Annotated in this window: 20 protein-coding genes; 9 read left to right on the forward strand and 11 right to left on the reverse strand. The window is 63.5% G+C overall.

Annotation, left to right across the window (positions count from 1 at the left end; all coding sequences use genetic code 11):
- Window positions 1-660, reverse strand: coding sequence for an NADPH-dependent F420 reductase (locus KHO31_RS07345; protein WP_211622963.1), 660 nt, complete (start codon window positions 658-660; stop codon window positions 1-3).
- A gap of 133 nt (window positions 661-793) precedes the next feature.
- Between KHO31_RS07345 and KHO31_RS07350 the strand changes: the two genes are divergently transcribed.
- The 4 genes from KHO31_RS07350 to KHO31_RS07365 all read left to right on the forward strand — a co-directional run bounded on the left by KHO31_RS07350 (window position 794) and on the right by KHO31_RS07365 (window position 7,350).
- Entirely contained in the window at window positions 794-1,690 is an 897-nt protein-coding gene (locus KHO31_RS07350) for a LysR family transcriptional regulator (RefSeq protein WP_211622965.1), read from the forward strand.
- A gap of 295 nt (window positions 1,691-1,985) precedes the next feature.
- Window positions 1,986-2,582, forward strand: coding sequence for a DUF2760 domain-containing protein (locus KHO31_RS07355; protein WP_201086229.1), 597 nt, complete (start codon window positions 1,986-1,988; stop codon window positions 2,580-2,582).
- On the forward strand, window positions 2,579-4,429 hold the full coding sequence (locus KHO31_RS07360; protein WP_201084078.1) for an Hsp70 family protein: 1,851 nt from the start codon (window positions 2,579-2,581) through the stop codon (window positions 4,427-4,429). The genes KHO31_RS07355 and KHO31_RS07360 overlap by 4 nt, the downstream gene beginning before the upstream one ends.
- Complete coding sequence (locus KHO31_RS07365) at window positions 4,426-7,350, forward strand: Hsp70 family protein (RefSeq protein ID WP_211622967.1); 2,925 nt, start codon at window positions 4,426-4,428, stop codon at window positions 7,348-7,350. Before KHO31_RS07360 ends, KHO31_RS07365 begins: the two co-directional genes overlap by 4 nt.
- Window positions 7,351-7,420: 70 nt before the next feature.
- Here KHO31_RS07365 and KHO31_RS07370 read toward each other — a convergent pair whose 3' ends face one another.
- Window positions 7,421-8,452, reverse strand: coding sequence for a diguanylate cyclase (locus KHO31_RS07370; RefSeq protein ID WP_236071112.1), 1,032 nt, complete (start codon window positions 8,450-8,452; stop codon window positions 7,421-7,423).
- Between the two features lie 263 nt (window positions 8,453-8,715).
- On the opposite strand from KHO31_RS07370, the gene KHO31_RS07375 reads away from it, so the two are divergent.
- Entirely contained in the window at window positions 8,716-9,954 is a 1,239-nt protein-coding gene (locus KHO31_RS07375) for an amidohydrolase family protein (protein ID WP_201084080.1), read from the forward strand.
- 228 nt (window positions 9,955-10,182) lie between these two features.
- On the opposite strand, the gene phnX is transcribed toward KHO31_RS07375, so the two are convergent.
- Both phnX and KHO31_RS07385 read right to left on the reverse strand, forming a co-directional pair.
- On the reverse strand, window positions 10,183-10,986 hold the full coding sequence (phnX, locus tag KHO31_RS07380; protein ID WP_201086232.1) for a phosphonoacetaldehyde hydrolase: 804 nt from the start codon (window positions 10,984-10,986) through the stop codon (window positions 10,183-10,185).
- A 60-nt stretch (window positions 10,987-11,046) separates the two neighbouring features.
- Window positions 11,047-12,276 carry a 2-aminoethylphosphonate--pyruvate transaminase gene (locus KHO31_RS07385; RefSeq protein ID WP_201108438.1) on the reverse strand — a complete coding sequence of 410 codons (1,230 nt, stop codon included), beginning with the start codon at window positions 12,274-12,276 and terminating at the stop codon, window positions 11,047-11,049.
- A gap of 118 nt (window positions 12,277-12,394) precedes the next feature.
- Here KHO31_RS07385 and KHO31_RS07390 point away from each other — a divergent pair, with 118 nt between their 5' ends.
- The gene (locus KHO31_RS07390; protein ID WP_201084083.1) at window positions 12,395-13,276 is read left to right on the forward strand and encodes a LysR substrate-binding domain-containing protein; all 882 of its coding nucleotides are present in this window, start codon (window positions 12,395-12,397) and stop codon (window positions 13,274-13,276) included.
- Between the two features lie 129 nt (window positions 13,277-13,405).
- On the opposite strand, the gene KHO31_RS07395 is transcribed toward KHO31_RS07390, so the two are convergent.
- The 4 genes from KHO31_RS07395 to KHO31_RS07410 all read right to left on the reverse strand — a co-directional run bounded on the left by KHO31_RS07395 (window position 13,406) and on the right by KHO31_RS07410 (window position 18,014).
- A complete protein-coding gene (locus KHO31_RS07395; protein WP_201084084.1) occupies window positions 13,406-14,152 on the reverse strand; it encodes a glucose 1-dehydrogenase in 747 nt (248 codons plus the stop codon).
- A 248-nt stretch (window positions 14,153-14,400) separates the two neighbouring features.
- Window positions 14,401-15,423: a histone deacetylase family protein gene (locus tag KHO31_RS07400; protein WP_211622969.1), complete on the reverse strand. Its 1,023-nt coding sequence runs from the start codon at window positions 15,421-15,423 to the stop codon at window positions 14,401-14,403.
- Window positions 15,424-15,440: 17 nt separating this feature from the next.
- Complete coding sequence (locus KHO31_RS07405; protein WP_211622971.1) at window positions 15,441-16,685, reverse strand: Zn-dependent hydrolase; 1,245 nt, start codon at window positions 16,683-16,685, stop codon at window positions 15,441-15,443.
- An 18-nt stretch (window positions 16,686-16,703) separates the two neighbouring features.
- Window positions 16,704-18,014, reverse strand: coding sequence for an MFS transporter (locus KHO31_RS07410; RefSeq protein ID WP_201084087.1), 1,311 nt, complete (start codon window positions 18,012-18,014; stop codon window positions 16,704-16,706).
- Window positions 18,015-18,153: 139 nt separating this feature from the next.
- On the opposite strand from KHO31_RS07410, the gene KHO31_RS07415 reads away from it, so the two are divergent.
- Window positions 18,154-19,113: a LysR family transcriptional regulator gene (locus tag KHO31_RS07415; RefSeq protein ID WP_201084109.1), complete on the forward strand. Its 960-nt coding sequence runs from the start codon at window positions 18,154-18,156 to the stop codon at window positions 19,111-19,113.
- A gap of 154 nt (window positions 19,114-19,267) precedes the next feature.
- Here KHO31_RS07415 and KHO31_RS07420 read toward each other — a convergent pair whose 3' ends face one another.
- Window positions 19,268-20,017, reverse strand: coding sequence for a sulfite exporter TauE/SafE family protein (locus KHO31_RS07420; protein WP_236071115.1), 750 nt, complete (start codon window positions 20,015-20,017; stop codon window positions 19,268-19,270).
- A gap of 142 nt (window positions 20,018-20,159) precedes the next feature.
- On the opposite strand from KHO31_RS07420, the gene KHO31_RS07425 reads away from it, so the two are divergent.
- Both KHO31_RS07425 and KHO31_RS07430 read left to right on the forward strand, forming a co-directional pair.
- Window positions 20,160-21,044, forward strand: coding sequence for a LysR family transcriptional regulator (locus tag KHO31_RS07425; protein WP_201086251.1), 885 nt, complete (start codon window positions 20,160-20,162; stop codon window positions 21,042-21,044).
- Between the two features lie 173 nt (window positions 21,045-21,217).
- Window positions 21,218-22,195 carry a PDR/VanB family oxidoreductase gene (locus KHO31_RS07430; protein WP_201084088.1) on the forward strand — a complete coding sequence of 326 codons (978 nt, stop codon included), beginning with the start codon at window positions 21,218-21,220 and terminating at the stop codon, window positions 22,193-22,195.
- A 55-nt stretch (window positions 22,196-22,250) separates the two neighbouring features.
- On the opposite strand, the gene catC is transcribed toward KHO31_RS07430, so the two are convergent.
- A complete protein-coding gene (gene catC, locus KHO31_RS07435) occupies window positions 22,251-22,541 on the reverse strand; it encodes a muconolactone Delta-isomerase (RefSeq protein ID WP_201084089.1) in 291 nt (96 codons plus the stop codon).
- 124 nt (window positions 22,542-22,665) lie between these two features.
- Window positions 22,666-23,574 carry a catechol 1,2-dioxygenase gene (gene catA / locus KHO31_RS07440; RefSeq protein WP_201084090.1) on the reverse strand — a complete coding sequence of 303 codons (909 nt, stop codon included), beginning with the start codon at window positions 23,572-23,574 and terminating at the stop codon, window positions 22,666-22,668.
- Window positions 23,575-23,585: the final 11 nt, after the last annotated feature.

Below are 23,585 nucleotides of genomic sequence, written 5' to 3' on the forward strand. Positions count from 1 at the left end.
TCAACGCCGCCACGACCCATGCGGCAACTCAACGTCCCGCTTTGCCGCTGCCAATCCTTCGACGATGCCCGCGCGATCCAGCGCAATGCAGTAGACCGGCTTGGCACGCTCGAAGCGCCAACTGTCGGCGAGCGTGCCAACATCGACCGGATCGAAGCCAAACTGATCGAGAAGCCCACTCACGACGCGTTTGGCCTGCTCGTCGTCGCCGGCAAACGGCAGCGCCCGACGGTTCGGCGCATCGGCAGGCTTGCCGTCCGTTTCCAGGTCCTTCGCCAGAATCGCGTTGAAGGCCTTCACCACCCTGGCCCCCGGCAACGCGGCGGCCAGCATCTGGCTGGTGGTCGTCGAGCGACTGTCGAGCGCTGCAATCTGGCCGTCGCGTTCGGGATAGTAATTGCCTGTGTCGATCACGATCTTGCCGTCGAGCGCCGTAACCGGCAGCGCATCGATGTTCATGAACGGCACGGCCACCACCACCACGTCACCGAACTTCGCCGCCTCTTCTGCCGTGCCAAGCGCGCAGCCGATCGCCGAGGCCGTGCTGGTCAAGGTCCGCGGATCACGGGAATTGCTGATCATGACTTCGTGACCGCCGTTGCTGGCGAGCGTCGCCATCGCGCGGCCGATAAAGCCGGCGCCGAGAATGCCTATTTTCATGTTTCACACTCCATGTCGTTCTAAGGATCGCTCCGCTGAGCGCACGCCCATCGGTGAGAAACACTATGATTCAAAACTGTAATTGGATAAACATGCGAAAATCGACGGCTGTCGAAACCATGAGTGGTGAATAATGGACCGTTTGACCAGCATGGCCGTGTTCGTAAAAACAGCTGACAGCGGCTCGTTCGCCGCAGCCGCGCTCGCCTTCGGCATCTCCTCGCAGATGGCCGGCAAGCATGTCAGCACGCTGGAAGAGCGCGTCGGTGCGCGTTTGCTCAACCGGACCACGCGGCGCCAGAGCCTCACGGAGATCGGCCAGATTTTCTACGAGCGCTGCAAGGCGTTGCTGGCGGATGCCGAAGCGGCCGAGTCGGTCGCGCAGGAATTGTCGGCCTCGCCGCGCGGGCGTCTGCGCATCAACGCGCCGGTGACCTTCGGCACCTGCTGTCTCGCGCCGATGATCACGCGCTATCTGAAGGCTCATCCCGAGGTTCGGGTCGAATTGACGCTGAATGACCGCTTCGTCGATCTGATCGACGAAGGGTATGAAGCCGCGATCCGTCTCGGCTCGCTGTCGGATTCGTCGTTGATCGCGCGGCCGTTGATGCCGTACCGGCGGATCGTATGCGCGTCGCCTGGCTACCTGGCCGAGCGCGGCGAGCCATCCACACCGCAAGCGCTGGCGGAGCACGAGTGTCTGAGCTTCGTCTATACGAGCGTGCCGGTTCCTACCGAATGGCGTTTCGCCGATGCACAAGGCGAACACGTGGTGCCGATTGCAGGCCGCTTTCAGGCCAACGACATGAAAGCGCTGCTGGCCGCCGCCCTCAATGGCGGCGGCGTGATACTCGCGCCCGAAGAGGCGGTGAAAGACGAACTCGCCGCGGGCCGGCTGGTGCGGCTGCTTAACGGCTATCAGGCGCCCGAACGCCCCATGCATCTGGTGTTTCCGGCAAGCCGCGTCACCCCGAAGTTGCGCGCGTTCATCGATCAGGTGATGGCCGAATTCGGGCCGCACGCCGCGTGAAATGAGCCGCCGGGCAAGCCTGGCAGGCACCCTGCACCACCCGCCAATCTCCACCCAATGACCGCTAGAATTGCTGGCTTTGCCCGCTTCGGGCGCGCGACAAGGCAAAATACGGGTTTTGCGCGCGCCGAACGCACCGCAAGACCGGATGAATCAGACCTCGGCGGCATACTTGCCGCCGACCCTCGCAAAGACGCACGACGACGGCCCAGCAAGCCAATCTGGCAGCTCGGGATCGTCGCGTGCGGCGCAGCCAGGACAGCTCGTCCTTTAACAGAGCCCCTCAGGAGCATTCATGACCGATTCGAACCCGTCTTTCCTCGGCAGGATTTCACTTGCCGTCAGTACGTTTTTCAGCATCCTCGGCGACGGCGAATTCGCCGCCGGGGTGCTGCGCCTGCGTAAGGGTGGCGCGGTTGGCGCCGCTGCCGCGAGCGCCGCACCGGCACCCACGCCCGCTCCTGCCGCTGCACCGGCCCCCGCGCCACAGCGGGTGCCCACGCTGAAGGAAGCGAGCCCGGACGCCGCACTCCAGTTGCTCGGCCTGCTGCAACGCGACGCGCGTTTCATCGATTTCGTCGAAGAAGACATCAAGAGCTATAGCGACGCCGACATCGGCGCCGCAGCCCGCCTCGTGCACGACGGCTGCCGCGCGACCCTGCGCGAGCATTTCACGATCCGTCCGGTGCGCGACGAAGCCGAAGGCAGCCGCGTGACGCTGGCCGAAGGTTTCGACGCCACCTCGGTTCGCCTGACCGGCAACGTCGTCGGCAAGGCACCGTTTAGCGGCAGCATCAGCCACCGCGGCTGGCGTGTCGACGAGGTGCGTCTGCCGAAACTGACCAGCAGCCATAACGCCAAGGTGATCGCACCGGCCGAGGTGGAACTATGAGCGACGCACGTTTCTCGATCGGTATCGATCTCGGCACCACGCACTGCGCACTGTCCTATGTGGACACGACTGCCAGCGACGGCGAAAAGACCACCCAGGGCGTGCTGCCCATCGCTCAACTCACCGGCCCCGGTGCGATCGACAACCTCGATCTGCTGCCCTCGTTCCTCTATCTGCCGCATCCGGACGAACTTGCCTCAGGCGACCTGTACCTGCCGTGGACCGGTCAGCGCGAATTCGCGGTCGGCGAGTTCGCCCGCAACCGCGGCGCGGCCACGCCGATCCGGCTCGTCTCAAGCGCCAAGAGCTGGCTGTGCCATCCTGGCGTCGACCGTCGCGCGGCGATTCTGCCTAACGACGCGCCGCCGGAAGTCGCACGCGTGTCGCCGCTCGAAAGCTCCGTGCGCTATCTGACGCATCTGCGCGAAGCGTGGGACCACGCGCATCCGGACGCACCGTTCAGTCAGCAGGACATCACGGTGACGATCCCCGCTTCGTTCGATCCCGCCGCGCGCGAGTTGACCGCCGAAGCCGCCGAGGCCGCCGGTTACGGCCGCATGACGCTGCTCGAAGAACCGCAAGCCGCGCTGTATAGCTGGATTCAGAAGAGCGGCGGCCAGTGGCGCAAGCAGGTCAAGGTCGGCGACATCATTCTCGTGGTCGACGTGGGCGGCGGGACGACCGACCTCTCGCTGATCGCCGTGATCGAGCGCGAAGGCAATCTCGAACTGCATCGCGTCGCGGTCGGCGAACATATTCTGCTGGGCGGCGACAACATGGACCTCGCGCTCGCTCACGTGGTGGCGCGCAAGCTTGCCGCGCAGGGTACCCAGGCCGATGCGTGGCAACTGCGCGCCCTCACCTATGCGTGCCGCTCGGCGAAGGAAACGCTGCTCAGCGACCCGTCGACCGATACCGTGCCGCTCGTCGTGCCGAGCCGCGGGTCGAAGCTGATCGGCGGTTCGATCCGCACCGAGCTCACGCGCGCGGAATTGACCCAGACGATCCTCGAAGGATTCTTCCCGCAGGTGGAGAGCGCGGCGCGTCCGGTGAGCCGCGCGCGCGCCGGCCTGACGCAACTCGGCCTGCCGTATGCGCAGGACGCGGGCATTACGCGGCATCTGGCGGCTTTCCTTGGCCGTCAGGTGGGCGCGCTGGCGGAACTCGAAGGCTTGCGCGATATCGCCACGGCGGAGAGCGCGACCTTCCTGCATCCCACTGCCGTGCTGTTCAACGGCGGCGTGTTCAAGTCGCCGCTGCTGGTCGAGCGGATCATGGGCACGCTCAATGGCTGGCTCAGCGCCGAAGGCGCGCCGCAAGCACGCCTGCTCGAAGGCGCGGATCTCGATCTCGCCGTCGCGCGCGGCGCGGCCTATTACGGCTATGTACGGCGCGGCCAGGGCGTGCGCATTCGTGGCGGCACGGCTCGCGCGTACTACATCGCGATCGAATCGGCGATGCCCGCCGTCCCCGGTCTCGAACCGCCGATCCAGGCACTGTGCGTCGCACCGTTCGGCATGGAGGAAGGTACGGACGCCGAACTACCGGCGCAGGAGTTTGGGCTGGTTGTCGGCGAGCCCGTGCACTTCCGCTTCTTCGGATCGTCGGTGCGTCGTCAGGATCAGGTCGGCACGCTGCTCGACTTCTGGGGCCCCGACGAATTGCAGGAACTGGAGGAAATCCAGGCGACGCTGCCGTCCGCCGGCCGCACCGCGGGCGAAGTCGTGCCGGTGAAGCTGCATGCGCGCGTGACGGAAGCCGGCACGCTCGAACTCGAAGCCATGCCGCGCGGCACCGACGAACGCTGGAAGGTCGAGTTCGACGTGCGCGGCAGCGCCAATGCATGACTGAAATGAAGCGCTACAGTGTCGGCATTGATCTCGGCACCAGCAACACGGTGCTTGCGTATGCCGCGGCGGGCGATCCCGCGGCGGGCGATCCCGAGGCGGGCGATTCCGGGGTGGGGTCGCAGGAGATTCGCGTCTTCGAGATCGATCAGCTGGTGGGTCTCGGTGAAGTCGCCGCGCGGCCGCTCCTGCCGTCGGTGCGATATCACGCGGCGCCGGGCGAGCTGAGCGCGGGCGATTTGCAGTTGCCGTGGCGCGCGGCGGATAGTTCGGACGGTAGCGCGCCGGGCCAGGTGGATCAGCCAGTAGTGATTGGCAGGCTCGCGCGTGCACTCGGCGGTCAGGTGCCAGGACGGCTGGTGGCGAGTGCGAAGAGCTGGCTGTCGCACGCGTCGGTGGACCGGGTCGCGCCGATCCTGCCGTGGGGCGCCGCGGACGATGTCCGCAAGGTCTCGCCGGTCGAAGCCAGCGCGAGCTATCTGGCGCACGTGCGGGCGGCCTGGAATCAGCGCTTTCCGGACGCACCACTCGAAGCGCAGGACGTCGTGCTGACGGTGCCCGCTTCTTTCGACGAAGGCGCGCGAGCGCTGACGGTGGAAGCGGCGCGGATGGCGGGCCTGCCCACTTTACGGCTGCTGGAAGAGCCGCAGGCCGCGTTCTACGACTGGCTGTTTCATCATCGCGAGCGTCTGGCGGATGAACTGTCGGGCACCCGGCTCGTGCTGATCTGCGACGTCGGCGGTGGCACCACTGACCTCACGCTGATCGAAGTCGGCATGCGCGACGGCGAGCCGGAGCTTACCCGGATCGGTGTGGGCAACCATCTGATGCTCGGCGGCGACAACATGGATCTCGCGCTCGCGCATCGAGTCGAGGCGCGTTTGCCTCAAGCCGGCAACGAGCGCACGCGTCTATCGGCGGCGAGCCTGTCGCAACTGGTCGAGCGTTGCCGCGGCGCGAAGGAGCAACTGCTCGGTCCGCACGCGCCGGACTCGGCCTCGATCACGCTGCTCGGCGCGGGCTCGAAGCTGATCGGCGGGGCGCGCACGGTGCAGATTACGCGCGAGGAAGTCGAGCAGATCATCGTCGACGGATTCTTTCCGGCGGTGGCTCCGAACGAACGGCCCGGAAGGCCGCGCGGCGCGATCGTCGAGTTCGGCCTGCCCTATGCCACCGATGCAGCGGTCACGCGTCATATCGCGGCGTTTCTGAGCCGTTTCGCGGCGCAATCGCGTAAGGCGCTGGGGTCCGCGCGAGGTTCCACTGATACGGGCGAAGGCCAGGACGAACCGGTGCCGGTCCCTGACACACTACTGCTGAACGGCGGCGTGTTTCGCGCTGAGGCGCTCACGCAGCGCCTGTCCAGCACCTTGGGCACATGGCGCGGCGCGCCGCTCAACGTTCTGCACAACGACAATCCCGACGTCGCCGTGGCGCGCGGCGCGGTCGCTTATGCCCTCGCGCGCGCGGGCCAGGCGCCGAAAATCGGTGGCGGCTCGGCACGCAGTTACTTCCTCGTGCTGGACGAAACCGCTGATGGCGAGCGCGACAGTGAACCGGCGCAACGCGGCCTATGCCTGCTGCCGCGCGGCACCGAAGAAGGCCACGAGATCCGCATCGAAGATCACACCTTCGCGCTGCGCCTCGGGCATCCTGTGCGTTTTCACCTGGCTTCTTCAAGCGCGGACACGGTCTATCGACCCGGCGAGCTGGCTGATCTTGCACAAGGCGATTTCGTTCGGCTGCCCCCCATCGCGACGATCGTACAACCGCGTGGCGCAAGCACGGCGCGCGGCGAAACCGCGGTACAGATCGCAACGTCCCTCACTGAAGTGGGCACGCTCGAAGTCCACTGCATCGAACTCGACAATCCGGCGCAGCGCTGGCTGCTTGAATTCCAGTTGCGTCGTGCAGATGCCCAGGTGAATCTGTCGACGGAGCCGGCACCAGCCCGGCACCCTGCGCTCAACGACGCGATCGACCATATCGACCGATGCTTCGGCTCGCGCACGCAAAAAGTCGACCCCAAGGAAGTCAAGCGCCTGCGCTCGCAACTCGAACAACTGCTCGGGCCGCGCGAGAGTTGGAACAGCGCGCTGCTGCGCGAGCTGTTCGGTGCGCTGTGGGAACGCGCACGCCGCCGCCGTCGCTCGGCGGACCACGAACGGTTGTGGCTGAATCTGGCCGGCTATTGTGTACGGCCGGGCTTCGGCTATCCGCTCGACGAATGGCGCGTCGAGCAACTCTGGTCGCTCTTCGATGACGGCATCCAGTACGTCAACGAAAGCCAGGTCTGGTCGGAATGGTGGACGCTATGGCGTCGCGCGGCGGGCGGCCTCGACGAAAGCGCGCAACTGCGCGTGCTCGACGCCATGGCCTATCTGCAAACGGCCGCGCAATCGCGCCACAAGCTGCCGTTCGACGTGTCGAAAACCGGCTTCACCGACATGGTCCGCTTGAGTGCATCGCTCGAACGCATTCCGGTCGAACGCAAGATCGAGCTCGGCGAGTCGGTCCTCACGCGGCTCAAGAAGCCTGCGGAAAACCATCAGAGCTGGTGGGCGGTTGGCCGCATCGGTGCGCGGCGGCCGTTTTATGGCAGCGCGCATAGCGTCGTGCCGCCGGACGTCGCCGCGCTTTGGCTGAACACGATCCTCGCGCTCGACTGGAAGAAGGTCGACCCCGCGGCATTCGCCGCCGTGCAGATCGCCCGCATGACCGGCGACCGCTCGCGCGATCTGCCCGAAGACTTGCGCCATGCCGTAGTGCGCAGGCTCGAAGCGGCCAATGCACCGCGCGCGTGGATCACCATGGTCAGCGAGACCGTGGAACTCGATGACGCCGACGAAGGCCGCGTGTTCGGCGAATCGCTGCCTGCGGGGCTGAAGCTGATAGCGGGAACGCCAACCGCTCCGCAATAGCGGCCGGTTGCGTAACAGGAGTCAGTCAGTTCGCGGCCGTACAGATAGGCGAGCGGCAGGACACGCCGCCCTACGCCATCGACACCAGATTTCTGCCGCCGTGTTTCGAGCGATACAGCGCACGGTCCGCGCTCGCGAAGCCCTCGCGATGTGCCAGCCGGGAGCCCTCGGTCATCCGCGTCAAGGAGGCGCCGACGCTCACCGTCACCATGCCGAGCGGAGAGGCACGATGTTCGATGGCCAGATCCTCGACGCCCTGCCGCAACGCTTCGAGCGTGTCTTCAAGCGCCACCGGCTGCGCCTGTAACACCAGCAGGCCGAATTCCTCGCCACCCATGCGCCCGGCAATGATGCGCTCGCCGTCCGACGCCGCTTGCATCACCGAGGCCACCTTGCGCAAACAATGGTCCCCCGCCTGATGACCGTAGGTGTCGTTGTATTGCTTGAACCAATCGACGTCGACCACCACCGAGCCCATCATCTCGCCGTTGCGCGCTTCTTTCCACTTGTGCGCGATGCTTTCCAGCAGGAAGCGGCGGTTGTACAACTGCGTGAGCGGATCGATCGCTGTGGCGGTGCGCATTTTCAGATCGTTTTCGATCATCGCGCGCAGGTGGTAGAACACGCCTCGTTGCGATGCATCGAGGTGGCCGGGCGCGGGGTCCATCGCACACAGCGCGCCGACGATTTCGCCGTTCGGTGCGCGCAGTGCAATCGCCGCGTAAAACCGCACGAAGGGATGGCGCTGCACCAGCATGCATTCGCCGAAACGGGCGTCGTCGTGCGCATCCTCGATGACGAACAGTTCGGCGTCGCGCACCGCATAGTCGGCCAGCGAGTGCGCGCGGGTGATGAGCGGCATCGCCATGCCGACTTCGGCGCGGTAATGCTGGTTCTCCTCATCGAGCAGCGTGATCGCGGTGATCGCTGCGCCGGTTACGCTCTTCAGGATTTCCGCCGCGTGGGTGAAGCATTCGCGCATCACCTGATCGTCATGCAACAGCCACTCAATGACCGATGATTCCACCTCGGGTTCACCGGCGGTGGACGGATCAACTGACATCCGGCTGGACAGACGGTCGTTACTGTAAGCGAGTTGCACGGCTGGGTTCCCGTATGTGATTGCTTATGTCAACGGCATATACACCCGAAACTTGAGCGCCGGGTGCGTACTGCGCGTGGATCGTCAGCGCCGTGTGCGATCCAGCCGGGGAATTCGCCTCGTGGCACCGCGAAGTACAATTCACGCGCCGGCCGCGCGCCGCCGTCGGCCCTGCGCAAAAGCAGGCAGCGCTTCCATTCAACAGACAATTGCAGCGCGCTTCCAGCGTAATTTCAATCTCCCGCACGCAGCCGAACACTTTTATGACATCGATAGCCCACCCCGTGACGAACGCTTTGCTCATTACCGACGTCCGTCAGCCTGATGGTGCGCGCGTCGACGTGTCGATCGCCGACGGCCATATCGCGGCAATCGGACCGGACCTGCCGCGCGCGCCCGGCGTCGCCCATGAAGACGGCGCGGGCGCACTGCTGCTGCCGGGTTTCGTCGAAGGCCATACACACCTCGACAAAACCACCTGGGGCATGGACTGGTATCGCAACGCGGTCGGTCCGAAACTGACCGACCGCATCGAAAACGAACGGCGCTGGCGCGCGGAAAGCGGCCATGACGCAGGCGCTCAGTCGCTCGCGCTGGCCCGCGCGTTTCTGTGCGCCGGAACGACACGTCTGCGCACCCACGTCGATATCGATACGGACGCGGGCCTGCGTCATCTGGAAGGCGTACTCGCTACGCGCGATAGTTTGCGCGGTGTGCTCGATATGCAGATCGTCGCGTTCCCGCAATCCGGCCTGCTCGGCCGCCCAGGCACCGACACGTTGCTCGATCGCGCATTGAGCGCCGGCGCCGATGTGCTAGGCGCGCTCGATCCTGCACTGATCGACCGCGATCCGGTTGCGTCGCTGAATGTGACCTTCGACATCGCAAACCGCCATCACAAACCGATCGACATCCATCTTCACGAACCCGGCGAAATCGGAGCGTTCACGCTGGGGCTTCTGCTCGACCGTGTCGCAGCGCTCGGCATGCAAGGGCACGTCGTTGTCAGTCACGCGTTCTGTCTTGGCGCGTTGCCCGAGCGCGAACGCGATGCCTTGCTCACGCGGCTTGCCGATCTGCGCGTTGCGCTCCTGACGACCGCGCCGCCTTCGGTACCCGTGCCGCCGCTCAAGCCCTGCATCGAACACGGCGTGACGCTGTTCGGCGGCAACGACGGCGTGCGCGACACGTGGACGCCATATGGCTCGCCGGACATGCTCGAACGCGCGATGCTGATCGGCATGCGCTACGGCCTGCGCCGCGACGACGATCTCGCGATTGCGTTTGACTGCGTCAGCACCACCGCTGCCCATGGCTGCGGATTCACGGACTACGGCTTGCACGTCGGCGCGCGTGCCGATCTTGTCCTGGTGGATGCGGACACGATCGCCCATGCGATCGTCGCGCGGCCGCAGCGTTTGCTGGTGGTGGCCAACGGCCGGATCGTCGCGCGCAACGGCGCCGGGGTCGACCGCGAGTCCCATCATGGGCACGAGCAGTAACAGCATCGAGGTCCGTTGCACACCGAGCTGCTCGATGCCGCGAAACCACACGCCATAAGCAACGATCGTGGCGGCCAGCACGAGATAGGCAAGCGCAAGATAGTGACGCAATCCGGGATGCGTAGGCAACGGCATCAGGGTCGGAAAACGTGTTAGCAGCGCATAACTTGACGACTTCGGCCGGCAATCAGTCCGCGCTGCTATTTCACGCTAAGTCCGGCTTGTCCTTCAAGGCCGCTCGCCTCGCGCCAACCGTGCATCGATATCACGCACGACAGGCATCAGATCAGCAACGCTATCGATCACGTAATGCGCGCCCGCGGCCTGCAACTTCTGAATCGCCGCCTTGCGCCGCCAGACAAATTCATCCGGCGCCAACGCTTTGACATCGTCCTCGGCCATGCCAAAAGCATTGCCGCTTACAGCAACACCGACCGCCCACGTGCCGCCATTGATCCCTTCCTCGATGCCGACCTCGGTGTCGTCAACCTTGATGGCATCTTTCGCGCGCCACACACCCAACTCTGGCAACGTCTTATAGATCATGTATGGAGACGGACGTCCTTCCGGCGTGTCACCGGTACACACAATGCTATCCGGCGAAAAACCCTGAGCCGCCGCGCCCGGCACGATCTCGGCCATGATTTCGCGCGTATAGCCGGTGGTCGTGCCAATCCTGATATCGTCGCTACGCAGCGCGCTCGCCACTTCCGCGACGCCCGGAATCACCGAACTGTAGCTCGCGGCCACCGCGATGTTCTTCGGCACGAAGACGTCGTACACGGCGTCGATGTCCTCTTCGCCCGGCGTGCGGCCGTACTTGTCGGCCCACGCTTGCGACACGCGCGGCAATGCCATCAACGCTGCAATGTGCGGGCGCTTGGCCATGCCCATCGGACCACGTGCTTCGTCGATCGTGATCGCGACGCCAAACTGCTCGAACGTTTCGACAAACGCGCCCATCGGCGCCAACGAACCATAATCGACCACCGTGCCGGCCCAATCGAAAATCACTGCTTTTACGTGTTTCATCTACTTCAATTTCTCAGGAGGTTGTAAAGCTCGCGCGGCGTGCCGCGCGGGGCACTCTGTTCACGCTGCCTCGGCCAGCGTCTTGCGTTCTTCGATCGCCGCCGCCGGCGGCGCGGCGTGCCCGACACCCATCGCGTGAAGGGATTGCGCACACGCCTGCACCACGCGGTGCATCACACGCTCATCCACCTGGCCGATGCAGCCGATGCGGAAGCTGTCCACCACAGTGAGCTTGCCCGGATAGATGATGAAACCCTGCTCCTTCATCAATTCATAGAAGCGCTCGAACTTGAACGACGGATGCGCCGGCGAGAAAAACGTCACGATGATCGGCGAGCGCCAACGCGCGTTCAACAGTGGCTCGAAGCCGAGTTCATGCATGCCCGCGACCAGCACGTCGCGGTTGTTCGCGTAACGCGCGAGGCGCCCGGCCTGGCCGCCTTCGAGCTTATGCAGACGCAAGGCCTCGATAAACGCAGCAACCGTGTGCGTGGGCGGTGTGAAGCGCCATTGACCGGTGCGGTTCATCACGTCCCACTGGTCGTACACGTCGAGGGAGAGCGAGTGGCTGCGGCCCTTGGCCTCCTGCAACGCGCTCTTGCGGGCGATCACGAAGCCGAAACCGGGCACGCCCTCGATGCATTTGTTCGCCGACGAGACAAAGGCCTCGCACGGAATCTGACGCACATCGAGCGGCACCGCGCCGAACGCACTCATCGAGTCGATCAGCAGCTTGCGGCCTTTTTTCGCGGTGGCGGCGGCGATTTCTTCGATCGGATTGAGAATCCCGGAGCTCGTTTCACAATGCACCGCGACCACGTGCGTAATGCGCGGATCGGCGTCCAGCATGCTTTCGACTTCGACGCCGCGCGGCGGCAGGTAGTCGCCCTTGTCGAGCACCGTGCAGGCACGGCCGAGATAACCGAGGGTGGTCGCAATGCGCTTGCCATAGGCGCCGTTGGCCAGCACCAGGGCGTGACCATCGCGTGGAATCAGGCTGCCGAGCATCGCTTCGACGCAATAACTGCCGCTGCCCTGGAGCGGCACGCAGTCGTACTCGCCGGCGGTGTCGCCGGCTATTTCCAGCAGGCTGCGGCGCAGTTGGGCGGTCATTGCGCGGAAGTCGCCGTCCCACGAGCCCCAGTCGCGCAGCATCGCTTCCTTGGTCGAGAACGCCGTGGTCAGCGGTCCCGGCGTCAACAGATACGGCTCGCCTTTGGCCGGCGCGGCACACGTCGCTGCTGAAGGCATCGCGGACACTGACGGGGCGCTATCGATCGCGTTTTCCATGTTCGGAATCTCCGGTATCGCTGTTTCGGTCATGACACAGTACAGAAAGGCCGTCCATCGGTAAAATCGATATAATCGATGCTGGCATCACAAAAACTTATCTCTCGATGAGGTAGACGTGCAATACGCGCAATTGCGGGCGTTTCATGCGGTCGCGGAACATGGCGGGTTTTCCAAAGCGGCGCAGGCGCTGTCGCTCACACAGCCGGCGGTGTCGGATCACGTGAAGCGGCTCGAGCAGGATTACGGCGTCAAACTGTTCGAACGCGGCCCACGCGGCGTCGAAACCACCGAACTTGGCCTGCGCCTCTTCACCGTGACGCGGCAGATGCTCAGTTGCGAGCGCGACGCGCGGCAACTGCTCGAATCGGCGGGTGGGCTCGAGTCCGGCTCGCTCTCGCTGGTCGCGGACGCGCCCGATCTGGCCGTCGCGCTGATCGGCGCATTCCGCAAGCTGCATCCCGGGATCGTTGTGACGCTGTCGATCGCCAATGCCGCGGACTGCATGCAGCGTGTGCTGTCGAGCGCGGTCGACGCCGCCATTACCGCCGCGCCGCAGGTGCACAGCCGGCTCGAGTCGCGCGTGTTGCGGCGCGATCCGCTGGTGGCGATGGTGCCGGCAAGCTATCCGGTGGCGAAGAAACGCAAGCTGAGTTACGCGGAACTCGTGCAGCAGCCGATGATTTTTCGCGAGCCGCAATCGGTTACCCAGCAGTTGCTGGAGATCGAATTGGTGCGCGAGTCCTTGCAGGTCGAGCCGGTGATGTATGTGGATGGGCGTGAAGCGCTGGAGGAAGCGGTCGCGCAGGGGATGGGGGTGGGCGTGATCGCGCGCGCCGAATTCAATGAGTCGCGGCGGATCAGAATGATTCCACTCCAGGATTGCCAGGTTCAGATGATCGAATCGCTCACGCGGCTCGCCGAGCGGCCGGGTTCGAATCTGCTGGATGCGTTATTTGCGGTGGAGTTGACTGGCGCCACGACTGCGGCTGCCCAGTAGCCCAATAGAACGGAACGCCGCTGGGCAAGCGTTGTCCAGCGGCGTTTTCATGTTGCCTTGAGGCGGCGAGCGTATATCGGAATCGTGGCAGGCGTCGCCACACTCGAACACCCGCCGCGCGTCAGCCTGTTACCGCGAACCGCCGCTGGCAATAAGGCTTTCGCCGGTCATCCAGCGCGAATCGTCGGATGCGAGGAACACGGCCACGCCCGCAATGTCGTCTGGCTGGCCGATACGGCCAAGCGGTGTCGTGCTGATCGCCCAGGTCTCGAAGTCCGAGCCGACAAAGCCGGCACTATGGGTGCCTTCGGTTTCCACCATGCCGGGATTCACGGAGTTAACGCGAATCTTGCGCGGGCCGAGTTCACGTGCCAGTACGCCGGTGATGGCGTCCACCGCGCCCTTGGTGGCGGTATAAACCGCGCTGCCCGGCGGCGTGATGCGGCTGACGACCGAACTGACGTTCACAATGCTGCCGCCTTCGCCCAGATGTTTCACCGCCGCTTGCGTGACCAGGAGCAGACCCAGCACGTTCACATCGAACTGCTTGTGGAAGTGCGCTTCAGTGATCGCCTCGATCGGCGCCATCTCATACACGCCGGAATTATTCACGAGGATGTCGAGGCGGCCGTACGTTTCGACCGCTGTGTCGATGATGCCTTGCGCGTCGGCTGCCTTGGATACATCACCTGCAACGGCCACTGCCTTGCCGCCCGCCGTGGTGATTGCGGCGACCACGTCGTCCGCGCCCGCCTTGCTGGACGCATAGTTCACCACCACCGACGCGCCCTGCGCCGCCAGTGCCTTGGCAATCGCGGCGCCGATGCCCTTCGATGCGCCCGTTACAACCGCAACCTTACCTGTGAGCTTGCTCATGATCGTTTCCTTTGAATGAGGTACGCGCCGACGCGCTGTCGCGAAGATCTGCGGTGCTGACGTCGATGAAGCCGGAAATGGCGTGGCGCTGTCACTGGACACAATGTAGGCATGCAAGCCGTAGGGATAAAGCGGCTGAAGGCGAATAGATACGTCGGATGAGCCGAACAATCGGAAAGGGGTTGGGGACAAAGCGCGCGATCGGAGGTCCGGCTAGCGCGCAGGGCCGCAACCGGGATGCTGAGACCTCACCGCTCCGACGCAAACTCACCGAAAAACGATCGCGCGTTCGCATCGAGCGTCTCGACGTGATAGCCGCCCTCCTGCACGATCAGTGTCGGCAACTTCAGCGCACCGAGCTGGCCGCCGAGTTTGCCGAAGCCCTCGGTCGTCACGGCCACCATCGATTGGGGATCGTCCTTGTAGATGTCGAAGCCTAGCGCCACGACCAATGCATCCGGCTGAAAACGTGCGACCACGCGCAGCGCCGCGTCAAGTTGCTCGAAGAACACCGCTTCCGACGAACCGTGCGGCATCGGCAGATTGACGTTGTAGCCTTCGCCTCTCTCCACGCCGCGTTCGTCTTCGAACCCGGCCACCACGGGATAAAAATTCGTTGGGTCGCCATGGATCGACACATACAACACGTCGTCGCGGCCGTAGAAAATTTCCTGAATGCCCTGGCCGTGATGCATGTCCGTATCGAGAATCGCGACGCGCCCATACTTTTTCCGCAGCGCTTGCGCCGCGACCGCGGCGTTGTTCAGATAGCAGAAACCCCCTGCCGCTTCGGCACGCGCGTGATGGCCCGGTGGGCGGCACAATGCGTACGCTTCACCTGCGCCGTCGAGGATCGCATGCGCGCCGGCCAACGCGCTTTGTGCGGACCAGTAAGCAGATTCGTAGGTATCCGCGCCGATCGGGCAACTGCCATCGGCTTGATAGCGCGCGGCCTGTGACAGTACACCGCGCAACGGATTATTCTCGCGGATGTACACGTTCGACATCACTTCGTCGCCCCATTCCGCAGGCATCTTCTTCCACTCGCGGTGCGCTTCTTCGAGGAAGCGCAAATAGTTCTTCCCATGCACTTCCGCGAGCGGAGCCGCACCGAAATCCGCGGGTTCACGTACATCGAAGCCGAGCTTCTTTGCGGCTTCGACGAGCCGCAACGCACGCTCGGGCACTTCCTGCGGCGCGCGCATCTGGCCACGCGACAGATAGCTGCGCGGATGATGCTTCAATTGTGCCGGATGAAAAAACGTCTGCATGTTCCAAGTCCTTTGCTTCAGGCGTAAGCCGGCGCAGCCACCTTGGCGCGCGCCAGCACCGCATTGATCAACACGTTCGCACCGGCGGTCACGTCGCCGGGCAATGCATCTTCGGCTTCGTTATGCGAGAGGCCGTCGACACATGGAATGAACACCATCGCCGTCGGCACATGCCTTGCCAGATGAATCGCATCGTGCCCCGCACCGCTGACGATACGCTCGTATGCGTAACCGAGTTGCTGTGCCGCCTGTTCGACCAGCGCGACACAGGCTGAATCGAACGGTGTTGCCGGGCTCTTCCAGTAAGTCGAGATTGCGGCCCGCAGACCGCGTTGCGTCGCGATTTGCTCGAACGCGACGCGCACATCACGCTCCATTGCGTCGATTTGTGCGTCGTCGGGATGGCGCAGATCGACGGTGAATGCCAGCTTTCCAGCGATCGTATTGCGCGAAGAATTCGGCACGTCGATCTGACCGATCGTGACCAAGCCCGAGGGCGCGTAGCGCTGCGCGATGGCTTCGAGCTCGAGCGCCATTGCCGAGGCCGCAAAGAAAGCGTCCTTTCTATAGGGCATCGGCGTGGTGCCCGCGTGTGCCGCGACGCCGCTCACGTCGACGTCGAGCCAGCGAATCGCCTGACCGCCGGTGACGACACCGATCGGATGCCCGTGGCTCTCGAGAATCGGCCCCTGTTCGATATGTGCTTCAAAATAAGCTTCGACGTGGCTCGCATCCCGATGACGCGAATTGTCATAGCCGCACGCTCTGAGCGCATCGGCGAGCGTCATACCTTGCGCATCTTGAGTATCCAATGCAGCTTGCAAAGGCGTAGCGCCGACGAACACAGCGGAGCCGAGCATCGCAGGCGTAAAGCGCGCGCCTTCCTCATTGGTCCACGAGACGATTTCAATCGGATGATGCGTCTGGATGTTCTGATCGTTCAGGCTGCGAATCACTTCCAGCGCCGCGAGCACACCGTACACACCATCGAAGCGGCCGCCTTCCGGTTGCGTGTCGAGATGGCTGCCGATCAGCACAGGTTTCGCGTCATCGTTCGTTCCTTCGCGGCGCGCAAACAGATTGCCGACTTCGTCCGTATGCACCGTCATGCTCGCCTGCTTGCACCAACCGGCAAATAACGTGCGCCCGCGGCGGTCTTCTTCCGTCAGTGCCAGGCGCCGGACGCCGCCACGCGCGGTCGCGCCCACTTGTGCCATCTCCATCAAGCTCGCCCACAGGCGTTGTCCATCGACTTTCAACATCTTTGATTTCCCTTTGATTCAACGTGCCGGCAGTGCTTCTGGGGCATCGGCACGACGGTGTTTCAGCGCATCCAGTGCGACGATGCAGGACAACGAGATACCCGCGAGGCAGGTGTAAAACACCGCAAGCGGCCACCATTGCCCAGCGAACTTGTGCGCGAGCCACGTCCCCGCCAGCGGCGTCAGACCACCGGCAATCGCGCCACACACCTGGTACGAAAGCGAGATCGCCGAATAACGCACACGCACCGGAAACACGCCGCTGACAAAGCCCGCGATCACCGAATAGAAACTCGCCATACACACCACGGCAAGCGCGATGCCGACAATCATCGACAGTCGACTGCCGCTCTGCACGAGCGTGAACATCGGATACGGCGAAAGCATCGCGGCAAACGCGGCTAACTTGAGGAAGCGCGCACCGCCGATCTTTTCAGCGAGCCACGCGGCCAGCGGTTGGGACAGAAACTGGATGATCGCGACCGCGAACAGGCAATCGAGAATCAGCGATTTCGACACGCCGATGTTTTGCGTCGTGTACGAAATCATGAAGGTATTAGTGAAATACACGCCTGCGATACCGATCGTATTCGCGCCGATGCATAGCGCCACGAGCGCGCCGGAAGAACGGAACACTTCGGCAATCGGCAACTCGACGGTGCGCTTCGCGTCTTTCTCGCGCTGGAATTCCGGCGACTCGTTCACCCCCATGCGGATAAAGATGCCGACCGCGAGGAGCACCGCGCTCGCCAGAAACGGCAAACGCCAACCATACGCGATGAAATCGTCGTGCGGCATCGACGTGACCGCGCGAAAGGCGATCAGCGAGAGAATCAGCCCGGCCGGGCTGCCCAGTTGCGCGAACGAGGCAAAGAACGTGCGACGCCCCTTCGGCGCATGTTCGCCGGCCATCAGCACGGCGCCGCCCCACTCGCCACCCACGGCCACGCCTTGCACCACGCGCAGCAACACCAGCAGCACGGGCGCGAGTACGCCGACCTTCGTATACGCCGGCAGCAAGCCGACGCACACGGTCGCGACACCCATCATCATCAGCGTGGTCATCAGCGCTTTCTTGCGGCCGATGCGGTCGCCCAGGTGGCCGAAGATCACGCCGCCGAGCGGCCGCGCAAAGAAGCCGACCGCGAAGGTCGCAAACGACGCCATCGTGCTGAAAAACGGATCGTGCGAGGGAAAGTACAACTCGCCGAACACCAGCGCGGCGGCGGTGGCGTAGATGTAGAAGTCATACCACTCGATCATCGTGCCGATGAAGGCGGCGCTTGCCGCTCGCACGGGCTGACGGGTGGCTGGGGTTGAAGCGTTCATGGCGGCTCCTCAGTCGCGATTCCTGATATCAGGGGATCTTGTGAGGTGTTTTATCGCCAGCCATAAAATATTAGTCAAATTTTGGTTTATTATCTCAATTATAAATCTGGCTAATGTCGAAGGCGAATTCATGACTCAGCTGCGCGCGGACGTCACGCGTTTTTTGAACGACAGGCTCGACTGGAACCTGCTGCGCACCTTCCTCGTGATCATGCAGGAGCGCAGCGTGAGCCGTGCCGCGGCGCGTTTGCACCTGACGCAACCCGCGGTCAGCCAGGCGCTCAAACGGCTCGAAGACACGCTTGGGCGCAATCTGATCCAGCGCCGTGGTCCGCACTTCGAACCCACCCGCGCAGGCGAGGAGGTGTACCGGATCGCCAGCGATATTTACGGCCACATGTCACGGCTGGAAACCGAACTCGACGACCGCAGCGACGACATCACCGGGTCGATCCGGCTCCTGACGGTGAGCCGGATCGACTCCGGCGTCTACGACGAATTCCTCGCGGAATTCCACAAGACCTATCCGCGCGTGGATTTGCAGATCGAAGTGATGCGCTCGTCGGACATCATCTCGTCACTGCTGCAAAAAACGGCCACTGCGGGCCTCGGTCTATGCCGAACGCCCGTCGACAAACTCGAACAACGTTGTTTTCTACGGCAAAGGTATGCGCTTTTTTGCGGGCGGCATCATCGGCTGTTCGGGCGGCATGCGCTGTCGATCGATCAGTTACTCGCGGAAAACTTCGTGTCGTTCACCAGCGACCAGATCGGCGACAGCCTCTCGCCGCTCACCGTGTTTCGCGATCAGCGCGGCTTTACCGGACGTATCGTGGCGGCTTCGCCGAGCCTCGACGAAGTGCGCCGGCTGATCTTTGCCGGATATGGCATCGGCTGCCTGCCCGAGCACATCGTGCGCGACGACCTCGCGCAGCAACGGCTATGGCGCCTGCCGCCTGAAGAGGGGTTGGTCGACGTCGACATCGATCTGCTGTGGCTGCGCGCACGCAAGATGAACGCGGCCGAACACGCCTTTCTCGACGGCATGGAGCGCACGATGCAACGCTACGCGCTGCCTGAGCGGCTCGCGCCGCGTTGACTGAGGATTGGCCCCGCGGTTCACCGATTTCCGCGTTTGCGGAGCAATGCGATCTGCGCGGCCACACTTGCCAGCACGGCCAACGCGCCCAGCGTATCCAGAATAGTCGACCACACGATCCAGCCCTCCTTGATTCGCTCCCGGCACTTCCTGATCAAACGAAGATGCGCGCCAGCAACTGAATGCCGAGGCCGAGCAGACAGATAAAAAACCAGCGACGGAAGGTCTCCGGACTGATGCTCCCTCGCACCCGCTGCCCGATCCCCATGCCGATCAGGGCGGGCACCACGGCGAACAGGGATTCGCCCAGATCGCCGACGGCAAACGCGTGCTCTCGCGCGAGTCCGATGGCGAGCGCAATGGTGGATACGGTGAAGGACAAACCGAGCGCCTGAACCAGATCCTCTTTCTTTAACGCAAGTCCCTGAAGATACGGGACCGCCGGCACGACGAACACGCCCGTGCCGCCGGTGACCAGGCCGGTGAGCGCGCCGATCGCCGGCGACAGCCAGTGCTCATGCCGCGCCGGTACCGAGAGGCGCCACGCCATCAATCCGGCCACGGCGTAGAGCGTCAATGCAGCGCCCAAACCCGCGACGGCCCATTGCCCGCCCCCGCCGGCAATGAACGACGCAGCCGCCACCGTCCCGGCGACAATGCCGGCCATCATCAGCCACAGACGCTTGACCAGCGCCCGCACGCTGGGCCCCGCGAACAGTTGCCAGACGTTCGTCACGAAGGATGGCAGCAGGAGTATCGCGGCGGCTTGCGCCGGCAGCATCAGCGTGCCGAGCACGCCCATGGCGACGGTCGGCAGACCCATGCCCGTCACGCCCTTGACGAAGCCGGCCACGACGAACGTCGCGGCAACCACGCTCACGCGCATAGCAAAGGAAGAGATCATCGGGACGGTGTTCTGAATGTTATGTCCACGATTTTCGATTGCCGCTGCGTCGCGCACAATGCGTAAGATACGTACTGTGACTTAGGCTATGCCTAAGGCTCAGACTCAGTTGCAGTTGTACGTCCAACTCAAACCCGACTCCATGCGCTTCGATCTGATCGATCTCCGTCTCTTCCTGCACATCCTCGAAACCGGCAGCATCACGCATGGCGCGGCGCGTGCGAACATGTCGCTGCCTTCGGCCAGCGCACGTTTGCGCGGCATGGAGGAAGCATTGGGCGTGCCGTTGCTGGAGCGGGGCCGGCGCGGCGTAGAGTCCACCGCGACAGGCGATACGCTTGCGCATCATGCGAGACTCGTGCTCGGCCAGATCGGCCGGATGGAAGGCGAGCTCGGCGAACATCAGGCCGGGCGCAAAGCGTGCATCCGTCTGTGGACCAATACTGCTGCGATCACCGAGTTTTTGCCGTCCGCGATCGGCCTGTTTTTGCGCGATCACCCCAACGTGCAGATCGATCTGAAAGAGCGGCAAAGTACCGAAACCGTGAAGGCGGTGCTGGCCGGCACGGCGGAGATCGGCATCATCTCGGATGCCGTCGAACACGGCGCGCTGCAGACACTGCCCTTCGCCGTCGACAAACTCGTGCTGGTCACAAGCCGTGACGATCCGCTGGGCGCGCGGCGCCGCGTAACGCTTGCAGAAGTGGCTGACCGTGAATTCATTGGCTTGAGTACGAGCAGCGCGTTGCACGCGTACCTTGGCGAACGCGCGCTGCTATCCGGGCAGCCGCTGAGCGTCCGTGCCCACATGCGAACCTTCGACAGCATCTGCTGCATGGTCGAACAGGGCGCGGGCATCGCCATCGTGCCGGCCACCGCCGCGAAACGCTATCGCAGCACGCCAGGCATTCGCACGATCGAACTGACGGACAGTTGGGCCACGCGTCAGTTGCTGATCTGCATGCGCGACCTGAACACGCTGAAACGGCCCGAAAAGGCACTCGTCCGGCATCTGGCAGGGGTCTGAGGATCGCGAGGTGGCTCGGTTCGCGTCCAATTATCAATCAGACTTATTTCGTAGACGATTTTTAATCGATTTGCCTGATTGATCGTGGTTTCTTATCCTTGAAGCACAACCGGACACCGTGCAATGCATGCGACGTCCGCTCTGCTCCTCTCTGTCCTTTTGACGGCAAGATCATGGAAAGAACCACCCTCAACGTACGTGTCGACAGCGTGCGTGACGAAGCGCACGGCGTGCGCTCGTTCAGCGTATCGCGCCTGGACGGGCAACCGTTCGACCGCTACGAACCCGGCGCGCACATCGACGTTACCGGCCCCTCGGGGGTCACTCGGCAATATTCGCTATGCGGCGACCCGGATCATCGTGAAGCACACCTGTTTGCCGTCAAGCGTGAAGACACGTCGCGTGGCGGCTCACGCTCGCTGCATGAGGACGTGACTGTAGGCTGCGAACTGACGATCGGTGCGCCGCGCAATCTGTTCCAACTCGCGGCAGACGCAAGCGACCACATTCTGATTGCGGCGGGCATTGGCGTGACGCCGCTGCTGAGCATGGCCTATCGCCTGCTCAAACAGAAACGGCCCTTCGTATTGCACTATTTCGCGCGCAGCGCGGAGCATGCGGCATTCTTGCCGCTGTTATCGCGCGCACCGTTCACTGATTTCGTGCGATTTCATTTCGGCGTTGAGCGTGAGCAACTGGATACGGTGCTGGCCGAATGCGTCGCAAACTCGCACGAAGGCACGCACCTCTATACCTGCGGCCCGGCGCCCTTCATGGCGCGTGTGGTGACGGTCGGCGAAACGCGTGTCCCTGCCGAGGCGATACATCTCGAACGTTTCGCCGCCGAGCCCGCTTCGGCGACTAGCAGCGAATCGAACGCGCTCGATGCGTTCGACGTGCAGATCGCCAGCAGCGGTGCAACCGTACACGTGGATAAACACACGACGATCGTCGCGGCGCTGGCTTCGATCGGCATCGAAGTCGATACGTCATGCGGCGAAGGCGTGTGCGGCACTTGCATGGTCGACGTGGTAAGCGGCGCACCCGAGCATCGCGACCACTGCCTGAGCAAAGCTGAAAGGGCAAGCGGCAAGGTAATCTGCTGCTGCGTCTCGCGCGCCACGTCACCGTTGCTGGTGCTCGATCTCTGAGACTCAATCTTTAATGCAACCCGGTGCTGCATTCGCAGCACCTTCTCCGCCGCCCTTAGCGGTCGTCGTCGCGAATCGACGACGCATGCCGGCACAGCGCACGCACCTCGACGTCCATATACGGAAACAGCGGCAACTGGCTCAGCACGTCATGCAGGTGCGCGGGGCTATCGACATCGAACACGCTGATGTTTGCATAGCGGCCGGCGATGCGCCAAAGGTGACGCCATACGCCCTCCTGCTGCAGCTTCTGCGACATCGCTTTCTCATCGGACTTAAGACGCGCGGCGCGTTCCGCGTCCATCTCGGGCGGCAGGTTGACGGTCATTTCAACGTGAAACAGCATGCTTGCTCTCCTTTTCTGATCGGTAATAAAAAACCCTGACTACCCGGCAAACTACGCCGCGCAGCCAGGGTTATTAGATCCATGTGGTACGTCTATGCCTCTAAGGCATCAGAGCGACAACGCCTCAGGCTTCGGCGCGCGGACGTTCCACTTCTGCGCCCGGCAGATTGTCGCGCTCCTTGAATAGCGTGAAGTCGAAATCGATCAACGCAAACTGGCCTTCCACGCCATAGGGCTTGCCTTCCGCACCCTCGGCCTGCTTGACGGCCGGCACGAGGCCGTCGCGCGTGGCGAACGCGAAGTCGTCCCACAGATACGGATCGCCGTCGATGTTGATCTGTGTGGTCAGCTTGCGGAAGCCTGGCGTCGAAACGAAGAAGTGGATATGCGCCGGACGATGCCCATGACGGCCCAACTGATCGAGCAGCAACTGCGTCTGCCCCTGCGGCGGCACCGAGTAGCCCACCGGCACCACGCTGCGGAAACTGTACTTGCCTTCGGCATCCGTGCGAATCGAGCGGCGCAGATTGAAGGCCGGCTGCGATTTGTCGAAGTACGAGTAGTTGCCCAGGTGATTCGCGTGCCACACTTCAACCAGCGCGTTCACCAGCGGCTTGCCGTCTTCGCCGAGCACGCGGCCGCGCATCACCAGCGTCTGACCGGGATCGGTGCCGTCATCGAGGCGTGCATGCCCCTCGGACACCGGTGCGCCCGCCACATACAACGGACCTTCGATGGTGCGCGGGGTGCCGCCTTCGATGCCGGCCTTGGCTTCCGCTTCGTCCAGACGCAGGTCGAGAAAGTGCTCGAAGCCCAGGCCCGCTGCCAGCAGACCGAGTTCGCCGCTCTTGCCCGCGTCGCCCAGATAATTCAGCGCGGTCCAGAACTCGGCCGGCTGCACGTCGAGGTCTTCGATCGTATAGAACAGATCCTGAATGATGCGGTTGACGATCTGCTTGGTGCGCGGATTGCCTTCATGGGTGGCGCTGTCGTTGATCTTCTGCAACAGTGCGTCGATGGATTGCTTGTTCATGGGGTATCTCC

It is taken from the genome of Paraburkholderia domus (assembly GCF_905220705.1).
Taxonomy (GTDB): Bacteria; Pseudomonadota; Gammaproteobacteria; order Burkholderiales; family Burkholderiaceae; genus Paraburkholderia; species Paraburkholderia domus.

Excerpts from the sequence above, each read along its gene's own strand:
- KHO31_RS07345 (WP_211622963.1), bottom strand. The coding sequence starts at position 660 with ATGAAAATAGGCATTCTCGGCGCCGGCTTTATCGGCCGCGCGATGGCG.
- KHO31_RS07350 (WP_211622965.1), top strand. The coding sequence starts at position 794 with ATGGACCGTTTGACCAGCATGGCCGTGTTCGTAAAAACAGCTGACAGC.
- KHO31_RS07355 (WP_201086229.1), top strand. The coding sequence starts at position 1,986 with ATGACCGATTCGAACCCGTCTTTCCTCGGCAGGATTTCACTTGCCGTC.
- KHO31_RS07360 (WP_201084078.1), top strand. The coding sequence starts at position 2,579 with ATGAGCGACGCACGTTTCTCGATCGGTATCGATCTCGGCACCACGCAC.
- KHO31_RS07365 (WP_211622967.1), top strand. The coding sequence starts at position 4,426 with ATGACTGAAATGAAGCGCTACAGTGTCGGCATTGATCTCGGCACCAGC.
- KHO31_RS07375 (WP_201084080.1), top strand. The coding sequence starts at position 8,716 with ATGACATCGATAGCCCACCCCGTGACGAACGCTTTGCTCATTACCGAC.
- phnX (WP_201086232.1), bottom strand. The coding sequence starts at position 10,986 with ATGAAACACGTAAAAGCAGTGATTTTCGATTGGGCCGGCACGGTGGTC.
- KHO31_RS07385 (WP_201108438.1), bottom strand. The coding sequence starts at position 12,276 with ATGGAAAACGCGATCGATAGCGCCCCGTCAGTGTCCGCGATGCCTTCA.
- KHO31_RS07395 (WP_201084084.1), bottom strand. The coding sequence starts at position 14,152 with ATGAGCAAGCTCACAGGTAAGGTTGCGGTTGTAACGGGCGCATCGAAG.
- KHO31_RS07400 (WP_211622969.1), bottom strand. The coding sequence starts at position 15,423 with ATGCAGACGTTTTTTCATCCGGCACAATTGAAGCATCATCCGCGCAGC.
- KHO31_RS07405 (WP_211622971.1), bottom strand. The coding sequence starts at position 16,685 with ATGTTGAAAGTCGATGGACAACGCCTGTGGGCGAGCTTGATGGAGATG.
- KHO31_RS07410 (WP_201084087.1), bottom strand. The coding sequence starts at position 18,014 with ATGAACGCTTCAACCCCAGCCACCCGTCAGCCCGTGCGAGCGGCAAGC.
- KHO31_RS07420 (WP_236071115.1), bottom strand. The coding sequence starts at position 20,017 with ATGATCTCTTCCTTTGCTATGCGCGTGAGCGTGGTTGCCGCGACGTTC.
- KHO31_RS07425 (WP_201086251.1), top strand. The coding sequence starts at position 20,160 with ATGCGCTTCGATCTGATCGATCTCCGTCTCTTCCTGCACATCCTCGAA.
- KHO31_RS07430 (WP_201084088.1), top strand. The coding sequence starts at position 21,218 with ATGGAAAGAACCACCCTCAACGTACGTGTCGACAGCGTGCGTGACGAA.
- catC (WP_201084089.1), bottom strand. The coding sequence starts at position 22,541 with ATGCTGTTTCACGTTGAAATGACCGTCAACCTGCCGCCCGAGATGGAC.
- catA (WP_201084090.1), bottom strand. The coding sequence starts at position 23,574 with ATGAACAAGCAATCCATCGACGCACTGTTGCAGAAGATCAACGACAGC.